Origin of the sequence: Nonlabens ponticola, from assembly GCF_003966335.1 — a bacterium.
Lineage (GTDB): Bacteria > Bacteroidota > Bacteroidia > Flavobacteriales > Flavobacteriaceae > Nonlabens > Nonlabens ponticola.
In genome coordinates, this window is record NZ_CP034549.1 from 2,413,620 (window position 1) to 2,425,000 (window position 11,381).

Below are 11,381 nucleotides of genomic sequence, written 5' to 3' on the forward strand. Positions count from 1 at the left end.
ATGATAATCAATCCTTTACTTTTTCTTCTTTTGAGCTTCTTGCTGTGCTTGTGCCTGCTCCATAATCTCTGACATCTTTGCTGCAAAACGTCCTTTTTTCTTTTTAGGTTTTGCTTTGGCTTTTTCAATCTTGGCGAGTACTCGATCCTTATCGATGATAAAGTTCTTGATCACGAGCATTATACCTATCGTAATCAAGTTAGACACAAAGTAATACAGTGATAGACCACTTGCATAATTATTGAAGAATACTAGCATGAATAGTGGTGACAGATACATGATAAACTTCATGTTAGGCATGCCAGGTTGTGGTGATTGCATAGATTGTCCAGTAGTCATTTGCATATAAAAGAATATGGAAATAGATGCTAGAATTGGGAACAAACTCACGTGGTCACCATAAAAAGGTATTTCAAATGGAAGACTGAAAATCTCATCATAACTCGACAAGTCATCTGCCCATAAGAAACTCTTTTGCCTCAAGTCAAAGGCAGTTGGGAAGAACTTAAATAAGGCAAAGAAAACGGGCATTTGCATCAAGGCTGGCAAACAACCTGAAAGCGGGCTGGCACCAGCCTCGCTTTGCACGCGCATGGTTTCCTGCTGCTTTTTCATGGCGTTGTCCTTGTACTTTTCTGCAATCTTGTTGAGCTCTGGACGCAAGATTTTCATCTTGGCTTGTGTCAGGTAACTCTTATAGAGTACCGGAGAAAGCACGAGACGTACCGTGATTGTTAATAATATAATCGCGATACCAAAAGCGATACCCAGATTTACAGTCAAGAATGTAAAATATGGACGTATGGCAAATTCATTGATCCAGCCAAAAATTCCCCAACCTAAGTCGACAACTTCATCTAGGTTGCGATCATAGGTCGTAAGTATATCATAGTCAGTTGGGCCAAAATACCAGTCCATGTTATAGGCCAGCTCGCCACCAGAATACTCCAGCGTCAATTGAGAATCAAACTCCTTAGTATACGTATCCTGCTCTTCATTAATAGACTCGATATTTGTTGACTCGAGGACACCATACTTAAATGGCGTATCTGTCAATAAAATGGATGAGAAGAAATGTTGCTTATAAGCGATGTAAGAGATATTTTCTTCTTCCTCATCTGCAGTATCGCCTTGTCCTGTATAATCATCGCTGCCACCATCGTATTCAAACTTGATCTCTGTATATCGATTTTCGTTAGACATACTTTTTGACCTGCGATAAGCTTTCATACCCCAATTCAATTGAGGATCTTCTGACGTATTTACGACACTAGAAATACCATTAGATCGTATATTGAAATCCAGCATGTAATCATTTGGCTTCATTTCATAACGATACTCAATGCTACCAGAACCAACAGGTGCAGTAAAACTAATCACCTCATTCTCACCATTTCTCGACTGTCTAGGTGTGAATATCAAGTCTTTAGTATTGATCTTGCGACCATCCTGCGTTGTAAGTTGTAGATTGAAGTAATGATCATCACCTCTAGCTAGATAAACGGGCAACGAGTCGTAGGTCTTAAAATTCTTGAGAAGCGCTTCCTCAATAACCGCACCTTTAGAATTGACCTTAAAGGCAACAAGATTATTTTCAAAATCCAGCATCTCGCCGCTTGCTGCCTGATCTGCAATCGCAGTGGAATCTGCAGGTTGCGCGGTGCCGCTTACTGGTGTAGTTTCATCTTCAATCACCAGCTCTTGTGCTGCAGTCTCATCAGCTACAGGCTCGTCCTGATTGTAAACAAACGTGAACATGAGAAGTCCAAAAATGAGCGTCATGCCCAATATCGTTCTCCAGTCTGTCTTTTTTTCTTCTATCATAATGATCCCTAACTCGGGTTTTTAATATCGTTGGGTGGTTGTTGCTTTGTTAGCTTTCGCGAAAGCGTAATCCCTTTAAAACTTTTTCTTTTGATAATCACTCGCTGCTGCCACAAAAGAGACAAACAATGGATGCGGTTGTGCCACGGTACTCTTATATTCTGGGTGATACTGAACGCCAATGAACCACGGATGGTCTGCAATCTCAACCACTTCAACCAGTCCAGATTTAGGATTAATACCAGTGCATTGTAGTCCAGCATTCTCAAGTTGCTCGCGGTACTTATTATTAAATTCATAGCGATGCCTGTGACGCTCGCTGATAATTTTATTATTGTAAATATCCTTGATCTTACCGCCCAATAGCTGGCAATCCCAAGCGCCTAGACGCATGGTGCCACCCATGTCAAGGATGTTCTTTTGATCCTCCATAAGTGAAATAACTGGATCGCTTGTGGATGCATCCATCTCAACAGAGTTTGCTCCAGTAATTCCCAACACATTGCGACTGTACTCAATCACGGCCATTTGCATGCCTAAACAGATCCCAAAAAACGGAATCCCATTCTCACGCGCATACTGTACCGCTTCAATCTTGCCTTCAATACCGCGCTCACCAAAGCCTGGTGCCACTAGCAGACCGTCAAGGTGTGATAGCTGCTTTTGCACGTCACCTACCTCTATATGTTCACTATGTATGGATTCTATATTGACGCTTACCTCGTTTTGCGCACCGGCATGAATGAAGGCTTCTAGAATAGATTTATAACTGTCCTGTAGCTCCACATATTTGCCTATAAGGCCGATCGTGACTGAGCTTTTCGGATTTTTATGCCGTTTAATAAACTCATTCCAGCTGGCTAGATCTGGAGTATTTTGTACTTGTAATTCTAATTGATTGATAACTACCTGATCAAGACCTTCCTGCAACATCTTGTTAGGTACCGCATAAATGGTATCTACATCAATAGATTGAATCACGGCCTCTGGCTTCACGTTACAAAAACGTGCAAGTTTTGTGCGTATCTCGTCTGACAATTCGTGCTCTGTACGGCAAACGAGAACGTCTGCTTGAACACCACTTTCCATAAGCGTCTTGACGCTATGCTGAGTTGGTTTAGTCTTGAGTTCTCCAGCAGCGCTCAAATATGGTATCAAGGTCAAGTGAATCACCATGGAATTATGCTCGCCCAATTCCCAACTAAGTTGGCGAACACTCTCGATATAAGGTAAGGACTCGATATCACCCACGGTACCGCCTATCTCTGTAATTACCACATCATAATCTCCAGATTTTCCTAAAATCTGGATACGCTCTTTAATCTCATCAGTAATATGGGGTATGACCTGTACTGTTTTTCCCAAGAACTCGCCTCGTCGTTCTTTCTCGATGACACTTTGATAGATGCGACCAGTCGTGACGTTATTAGCCTGTGAAGTGTTCACATTAAGAAAACGCTCGTAGTGACCTAGATCAAGATCTGTTTCCGCACCATCTTCTGTGACATAACATTCTCCATGCTCGTATGGATTGAGCGTTCCTGGATCGACGTTTATGTATGGATCAAGCTTTTGAAGAGTCACTCTCAAGCCTCTAGCCTGGAGCAATTTGGCAAGCGATGCAGCTATGATGCCCTTACCTAGTGATGATGTTACACCACCGGTGACAAAAATATACTTTGCATGTGCCATAGAGAAACGCCTTCTGAAATTGTGAAAAAATCAGATGCAAAAGTACCTATTTTATGACGGAATTAAGAAGGATTGCAAAGCTAAAAACGGGCAAAATTCTACTACAACTTGAAGAGCTCACTATTGACGAAAATCTCCCAATCCCGTTGCTTGTTTTTATCATTGCCATGCCCAGTTTCTCGATCGTAGGCAGCTTGCATTTTCAAGCGGTCATTTTCAAATTTCCTGTAAATGTAATCGACCTCTTGCTTCACATTTTTTACTGGCCTATAGTAAGAGTAAGCCTTGCGTAATTTACGCGCATGCAACTCTGTAATTAAAAAGTGTAATTGCTCATGTTGTAGTAAAGGCTCACTGTAGGAAGGCAATTCTTTTTTCCAGCTGAGCGATGCGTAGAATATGGCGTTGACTTGTATCTCAGGTTTTGTAATGTTGTCAATGTTTGCATTAACAACCTCGTAACCCAAACCTGTATTTGCGCTTGCCATATGCCGTGCATTGGCTGGGATCTCACCCGTAAAATCTGACCACTCTAGGACTGGCTTTTCTTCATATGTGAACGTGCTGCGCAGCTGTGAACTTACAATCCCAGTGCACAGTATTATCATCATAAGACTAAGACGGCCAGAGAAACGTGACATTCTTAGTTATATCTGGATTGAGACTATTGTGGACAGGACAAGTGAGCGCTGTTTTTTCAAGGATTATTCTTGAACGCGCATCATACTCACCTTTCAATTCAAGCTCAACGTCAATTTGCGATATTCTCCTTGGATTTGAGGCCATATGTTTTGTAACATGAGCGGTGCTCCCTATCATATCAATATCCATATCACGAGCTTTAATTCCCATTACGGTAAGCATGCAACTTGCAAGTGCTGTCGCTACAGTGTCCGTAGGAGAAAACGCTTCACCCTTACCAGCATTATCAACTGGCGCATCTGTATGAAAAGAATCATTGCTTCTTATATGTGTTGATCTACAACGTAAATCTCCTAAATATTCAACTCGAGCGGTATTTGAATTACTCATAGATATTGATTTGCTCAATGCTCAAATCTGGTTGATATCTCAAGATATAACTAGCCTCATTGTAATAACCAGACATGAATTTTTTTGAATAGTTAAAGCTGTTTTCTACCATGATAGTTTTTCCATTGCGCATGACACTGTCATAAAGATCGTCTGCACTTGCTTGTCTTAGGATTAGATCCATGGTCACGTCAAAACCTCTCGTGGCAAACTCGTTAGGAGTTATACCATGCTTGTTGAAGTAATGCGTTGCAAAAATGTTCTCACTACCTGTATCTCTATTTATTTGCGGATAGGTATAATTTACCGCTGCCAGACTCATGTTATTAAGATTCATATTATCAAAGTCATCTACTCCTATAACGGTGAGATCATGAGTGCGCGATCTAGCCGCATAAGCTGATATTGCCGATGTTATCGAGGTAGAACTGCGTGAAGCCAGCAAAACCACATTTGCCATTTCCTTATCCAGAGAGCTAGCATATTTTGCACTAGAGATGTAATTTTTATCATCAGGATAAATGACCGTGGCATCTGGGAACATACCTACAAAGGTGTCCTTAAGTTGCGGCAATTCATTATCTGCAATAACAATGACTTTTTTACCAGCGGCAAAACTTTGCAGATACATCTTCAAATTATTCATCAAACTCTCCTCATCGGGACGCGCTTGAAATAAATTTTTATAAAGCCTAACGTCTGTATTAGTCAATGGTGAGATCACAGGAATATCATCGCTTTTCAGCTCTCGAGCAACAGCTACCACTGGATTTGCCAATAATGGTCCAACTACATAATTATATCTATCAAAATTATTTTCACGCACAATTCGCACCGCAATATCAGTATTGCGTTGTGTATCATAAACATCAAAATCTACTGTAATGCCTAAAGCGCGAGCACTGTCACGAGCTATCATCATACCGCTGTAGAAATCTGTAGCAATGCGGCTCGTTTTATCTTTTTCTAGCGTGGTGGCGAAACCATCAGCATCTACACTAGAAATGGAAAAAGGCAACATCACTGCCACTCGTTGATCTTGATAATTGCGTAGGCTGTCGACCAGTCTTGCTGTTTTTCCCTGAGTAGTTATAATAGGCTTGCCGTCCACAAGATCTTCTTGATAAGGTATTTTGATTTCCATACCATTGCGCACACCATCCTTTAACGCTGGATTGATCGCTACAAGTGAATCTTGTGATAATCCTGTCATGCGCGTCAAGCGATACATATTCATTTTGGGTGGCACTGTGTACATCACATAGCTTAACTCAGCACTTTCAACATCCTCGGCATCAGATAATGTCAATGGCCTGTTAGCTACATTGATGATCATTCCTTCCTTAAGTTCGTCGACGCCTGGATTAAGCTCGTCTAGTTCAACGATGGTCAGGTTATGCTTTTTGGCAACGCGATATTTACCTTCTGATTTTAAGACTCGGTACTGTCCTGGTTTTAACTCTTGTGGTTCGTTCTCAACAATTTCTACCAAAGGTTTTACATTCTTGTCAAAAATAGGAATACGTATGCGATCACCTCGTCTTAATTCTGTCGAATATAGAGTGCGATTTGCATCTTTTATATCTAATACTGTGACACCATATTCCTTTGCGATGCTATATAGTGTTTCCTTGCGACGCACTCTGTGTTTATCATAGTCTACAATTCTAGCGGTCGTTATAGCTGCAGTGCTTGCCGGCACCACTAGTGTTGATCCAGTCTTGAGTCCAGCCTTTAGATCGGGATTGAGCCGCATTAATTCTGCCGCAGAAATCTTATACTTATTAGTAATAAAGTAAATGGTTTCTCCTTGTGCGACCGTGTGTTGTGTGTAGGATTGTAAGGGTGATAGTTCCGCTTTCGCGAAAGCAAAACACATCAATAACATCGCTGTAAGTAATACTCTCATTTTATTCCCATTCTATGGTTGCAGGCGGCTTTGAGCTGATATCATACACCACTCGATTGACGCCTTTTACCTTGTTTATAATCTCATTACTGGTATCCTGAAGAAACTTGTATGGTAAATCCACCCAATCTGCCGTCATACCATCTGTACTTTCTACCGCACGCAACGCCACACATTTTTCATACGTGCGCTCATCTCCCATTACACCAACTGAATTGACTGGAAGCAAAATCGCGCCTGCTTGCCACACCTTATCATACAACTCCCATTTCTTGAGGTTGGCGATAAAAATAGCGTCAGCCTCTTGCAGTAAACGAACTTTGCCCTGATCAATTGCTCCTAAGATACGAATTGCAAGCCCAGGCCCAGGAAATGGGTGTCTTCCCAAAATGTTGGGATCCATATCCATCTCTTTACCTACTCGTCTCACTTCATCCTTAAATAACATTCTAAGAGGCTCTACAATCTTGAGCTTCATAAAGTCTGGCAAACCACCCACATTATGATGCGATTTGATGGTCGCACTAGGACCATTTACTGAAATGCTCTCAATCACATCTGGATAAATCGTCCCTTGAGCGAGATAAGTCACGTTCTCAATACTTGTCGCTTCATCATCAAAAACCTCTATAAAAACACGGCCTATCGCCTTGCGTTTTAATTCAGGATCCTCGATACCTGCTAGCGCATCCATAAATCGTGCCGTTGCATCGACACCCTTTACATTGAGACCCAAATCTTTATATTGATGCAATACCTGATCGTACTCATCCTTGCGCAACAATCCATTGTTCACAAATATGCAATGAAGGTTTTTACCAATTGCCTTGTGCAGCAAAATAGCTGCAACACTGGAGTCAACGCCACCACTCAACCCTAGAACAACTTTATCATCACCTATCTTCTCCTTAAGATCTGCAACGGTCATATCGACAAATGCACCAGGCGTCCAGTCTGGTTCTACACCAGCAATATTGATTAAGAAATTATGTAATAACGTTTTGCCATCTGTACTGTGATAAACCTCTGGATGGAATTGAATACCATAGGTATCCTCATTATCTATGCGGTATGCCGCATTGAACACATCTGCAGTACTAGCAATCGTTGTGGCATTATCTGGCAAGTCCTTTATGGTATCACTGTGTGACATCCATACTTGCGAATTTTCAGTAATATTTTCAAAAAGTGGCTGTGCATCCTTGATTACCGTTAAGTGTGCACGACCGTATTCTCTTATATTAGATGCTGCAACCTTACCACCATAAAAATGAGCTAGATATTGAGCGCCATAACATACTCCTAATAACGGCAGCTTACCTTTAACACTAGATAAATCTGGATGCGGAGCATCGTCTGCTCTAACTGAAAATGGACTACCCGATAAAATTACCGCCTTAAATGGTGATAAATCTTCAGGGATTTTATGGAATGGATGAATCTCACAGTAAATATTAAGCTCTCTTACTCGGCGAGCGATGAGCTGTGTATACTGTGATCCAAAATCGAGAATTAAAACACTGTTTTGCATGTGCAAATGTACTGCTATCCTAAAAATTCTATTGAAGCATATAGCTGTACTTATTAAGAAAAAACAAGAGGTTTTCTACAGCTCAATGATGGTGAAGCTAGGTTCCAGAGGATCAAGTGATTTCTTCAATATGCTAATAAGATCAGGACCAAGATCTTTATAGAACATGGAAAAGTTAGCTTGACGCTCTTGCAGACTATCGTTAGGGAACAGTCTATTGCGCAACTCATGCATTCTTTCTATGTAATCTACCTGCTTTCTTTTTTGTGCTTTGAGCAAGCGTTTTTCAAGATTTTCTAGACCTTTTAATTGCTTGCGCTCTTGTGCGGCGACTGCGCCTGTAAATGATTCATCAGTTTGTGAGGCTATTTGATAAAGCTCCTCAAATTGACTTTGTAGAAAACTTTTTTGATCCTCAAAATCAATTTTCACAGTCGAATGATGTTGCGCTATGTATTTATCAATCTCATGCCGCTCTAAAAACAGGTCCGCGATCTTGAGGCCTAAATCCTTGATTTTTTGGGACTGCTTTGCTGTAATTAATAGCGCAGAATTGCGCAACAACAACATAGGAAAAGGAATTTCTTGCGACTTAAAGTATTCTTTAAGTTCCAACCAATAAGCTAGCTCACCACCACCGCCTATGTAACATAGATTGGGTAAAATAACTTCCTGATAAAGAGGGCGCATAATCACATTAGGAGAGAATCTTTCTGGATGCTTTTCTAATTCTGCAATTATTTCTTCTTGAGTCCATGAGATTTCGTTCTCATCTACATAGTACCTACCGCTTTTTTCAATGATGCGTGCGCGATAAGTATCTGTCAAGTAAAATAAATTTATTTCGCGAGGAGTGACTTGAACCTTATGTTCGTTTGGCCAATTTTCCAGAGTTTCAGAAACTCTTTTAAAAGAAAGTTTATCAACTAATTCTTCCTTGAAAAAGGGAATCATTAGATCTTTAAGTCTGTAATCATCTGCCTCAACAATGACAAGACCGTCATCTTTAAATAATTCATGCGCTAGGGCGCGTGTGGCCTGGGCAAGATCGCTTCTTGAGTAGCTATCTTGAAATAGGTTAATGAGTTCTTTGGCATAAAGTGACTTACCTAACAGTAGCTGTAACTCGTTTTTCACTTTATTCAATCCTTCTGTGGACATGCGACCTACCGCGCCGTGTTCTCCATGATGTTCAAACACTAATTTTTTATCATCAAAATTGAAAAATTTTATCTCTTCAAAATCATGATCTTCCGTCGCCATCCAATACACAGGAACAAAATTATATTCAGGATAATTTTCTTTCAACTGGTTACAAAGGTTGATTACCGTAATAATTTTGTACAAAAAATATAACGGTCCTGTAAACAAATTAAGTTGGTGACCGGTAGTAATGGTGAATGTTTTGTGGTCGGCAAGCGATTCAACATTATTTAGAGAGCTTGCTTTATTTGATAGATCTTCATATTGATCGCGCAATACTTGCTGTAAGACCAATCTATTCTTATCTAAGTTCTTTTGAGCCGACTTTTCAGCTATCTGTTTCTCAAAATTTTCAAGGGTTGGGTAATTATTAAATAAGGATTCCAGGCTTGGGTCTTGTTCCAGATAGCCTTTTATGAGACTAGAGAAATACCTGATGTCACGATAGGGTATCTGGGATGTTTTCATGTGGGTCGTTGATGTTAGCTTTCGCGAAAGCGAAATTACATTAATCTTTACTGCTACTATCAGGCATTGGTGTCCCGGAAATTATTTGGTTAGACAACTCGCCGAACCCAATGCGTATTCCATCTCGCTCACACTTACCTCTCATGACTACGATATCCATATCTTCAAGATATGTTCTAGTGGTGCCATCATCAAGTTTGATGAGCTTAGAACCGGCCCAACTCAATTCTAATAGGCTGCCAAAACTTCCTTGATCAGACCCTGAAATGGTACCGCTACCCATTAAATCACCTGCATTTACCTTACATCCATTAATAGTATGATGTGCCAGCTGCTGGCTTATAGACCAGTATAAATATTTGTAATTTGATTTAATAATGGTAGTTGACAGTCCACTAGAGATTATATCTACCTCCAAGTTTATATCATAAGTAAAATCATTATGTTTTTTGAGATACTCCAGCGGTGTATGATTCTTTACTGGCAGATCAGTTTTAAAATTCTCTAAAGCATCCATGGTAACAATCCATGGCGATATGCTTGTAGCAAAGTTTTTACCTAAAAAAGGTCCCAATGGGACATACTCCCATTTTTGAATATCTCGTGCACTCCAATCGTTAAGCAACACCATACCAAAAATAAATTCATGGGCCTTATTCACGGGTACAGGCTCTCCAATAAGATTGGCATCACTAGTTATAAACCCCATTTCCAACTCAATGTCAAGAGCTTTTGTGAATGCCAATTCGGGAACATGGCTCTCATGGTTTACTATTTGACCTAGGGGCCTTCTAATTTTTTCTTTGGTTGTGACTATGGTACTCGATCTTCCATGATAAGCAATAGGCATATGCGTCCAATTGGGTTTGAGCGGTGGTTCATCGGGCCTGAACATTTTTCCAACATTTGTCGCATGTTCTTTACTGCTGTAAAAATCAGTATAGTCACCAACCTTGATAGGAATTAGCATCTTGACATCAGTGATAGGGGTACATATAGACTCTCTATCTTGAATATTATGTTGCAACTCTAGATTATTCTTATCAAAAATAGTTATCAGTCGTGATCTTAAAGCTTTCCACTTATGGCGGCCTTGAGATATGAATTCATTCAACGTAGTTCCTTGAAAAACGTTTTCTGGTAATGCAACTGCTTTGAGATAACCCAACTTTAATAGTTGATTTAGATTAATCACTGTATCGCCTAATCGGGTACAGCAGGCAATCAGGCCATTGCTCTTCTCACACACACCATACGGAAAATTATGAATGGTAAAATCAGATTCGGCAGGTATATGAATCCAAGATTGTGTTTGTTTGTTATCTGTGTTCGACAATTGAACTTGCTTTACAAAATGTGTATAAAAGTGAGGTCAGGGATCTAATATTATGTGCTAACATAATAGTTGTAATGTATTTTTGTGTCTAAACTTATCACAAATGAACTCTAGTAACCAACAGATCTTTGATTTAATAGAGGACGAAGCACATCGTCAAATAAACGGTCTTGAGCTTATAGCCAGTGAAAACTATGTTAGTCCTGATGTATTAAAAGCAGCAGGTTCCATTCTAACGAACAAATATGCAGAAGGCTATCCAGGAAAAAGATACTACGGCGGTTGCGAGGTAGTCGATGAGATTGAATTGATAGCAATCGAAAAAGCAAAAGAACTATTTGGCGCTGAGTATGCAAATGTTCAACCACATTCTGGGAGCCAGGCGA

9 protein-coding genes (1 of these 9 only partly in view) are annotated in these 11,381 nt (G+C 40.2%); 1 reads left to right on the top strand and 8 read right to left on the bottom strand.

Features of this window, described 5'->3' with window-relative positions:
* Positions 1-15: 15 nt before the first annotated feature.
* From yidC to fahA, 8 genes are all read right to left on the bottom strand, one after another.
* Positions 16-1,821, bottom strand: a complete 1,806-nt coding sequence (yidC, locus tag EJ995_RS10975; protein ID WP_126448936.1) for a membrane protein insertase YidC — start codon at positions 1,819-1,821, stop codon at positions 16-18.
* Between the two features lie 78 nt (positions 1,822-1,899).
* On the bottom strand, positions 1,900-3,516 hold the full coding sequence (locus EJ995_RS10980) for a CTP synthase (RefSeq protein WP_126448448.1): 1,617 nt from the start codon (positions 3,514-3,516) through the stop codon (positions 1,900-1,902).
* Between the two features lie 101 nt (positions 3,517-3,617).
* Entirely contained in the window at positions 3,618-4,127 is a 510-nt protein-coding gene (locus EJ995_RS10985; protein ID WP_164549908.1) for a DUF922 domain-containing protein, read from the bottom strand.
* Positions 4,128-4,131: 4 nt separating this feature from the next.
* Entirely contained in the window at positions 4,132-4,548 is a 417-nt protein-coding gene (locus EJ995_RS10990; protein ID WP_126448450.1) for an OsmC family protein, read from the bottom strand.
* Positions 4,541-6,457, bottom strand: coding sequence for a LysM peptidoglycan-binding domain-containing protein (locus tag EJ995_RS10995; protein WP_126448451.1), 1,917 nt, complete (start codon positions 6,455-6,457; stop codon positions 4,541-4,543). The genes EJ995_RS10990 and EJ995_RS10995 overlap by 8 nt, the downstream gene beginning before the upstream one ends.
* 1 nt (position 6,458) lies before the next feature.
* Positions 6,459-7,988 (bottom strand): glutamine-hydrolyzing GMP synthase, encoded by a 1,530-nt coding sequence (gene guaA / locus EJ995_RS11000; RefSeq protein WP_126448452.1) that lies wholly within the window; start codon positions 7,986-7,988, stop codon positions 6,459-6,461.
* A 75-nt stretch (positions 7,989-8,063) separates the two neighbouring features.
* On the bottom strand, positions 8,064-9,659 hold the full coding sequence (gene bshC / locus EJ995_RS11005) for a bacillithiol biosynthesis cysteine-adding enzyme BshC (RefSeq protein ID WP_126448453.1): 1,596 nt from the start codon (positions 9,657-9,659) through the stop codon (positions 8,064-8,066).
* A gap of 40 nt (positions 9,660-9,699) precedes the next feature.
* Positions 9,700-10,995, bottom strand: coding sequence for a fumarylacetoacetase (gene fahA / locus EJ995_RS11010; protein ID WP_126448454.1), 1,296 nt, complete (start codon positions 10,993-10,995; stop codon positions 9,700-9,702).
* Between the two features lie 103 nt (positions 10,996-11,098).
* On the opposite strand from fahA, the gene glyA reads away from it, so the two are divergent.
* Positions 11,099-11,381 carry the start of a serine hydroxymethyltransferase gene (gene glyA / locus EJ995_RS11015; RefSeq protein ID WP_126448455.1) on the top strand. The gene runs 992 nt beyond the window's last position, so the window shows 283 of its 1,275 coding nt (coding positions 1-283); it begins with the start codon at positions 11,099-11,101; its stop codon lies beyond the right edge, outside the window.

Excerpts from the sequence above, each read along its gene's own strand:
- EJ995_RS10980 (WP_126448448.1), bottom strand. The coding sequence starts at position 3,516 with ATGGCACATGCAAAGTATATTTTTGTCACCGGTGGTGTAACATCATCA.
- EJ995_RS10985 (WP_164549908.1), bottom strand. The coding sequence starts at position 4,127 with ATGATGATAATACTGTGCACTGGGATTGTAAGTTCACAGCTGCGCAGC.
- EJ995_RS10990 (WP_126448450.1), bottom strand. The coding sequence starts at position 4,548 with ATGAGTAATTCAAATACCGCTCGAGTTGAATATTTAGGAGATTTACGT.
- EJ995_RS10995 (WP_126448451.1), bottom strand. The coding sequence starts at position 6,457 with ATGAGAGTATTACTTACAGCGATGTTATTGATGTGTTTTGCTTTCGCG.
- guaA (WP_126448452.1), bottom strand. The coding sequence starts at position 7,988 with ATGCAAAACAGTGTTTTAATTCTCGATTTTGGATCACAGTATACACAG.
- bshC (WP_126448453.1), bottom strand. The coding sequence starts at position 9,659 with ATGAAAACATCCCAGATACCCTATCGTGACATCAGGTATTTCTCTAGT.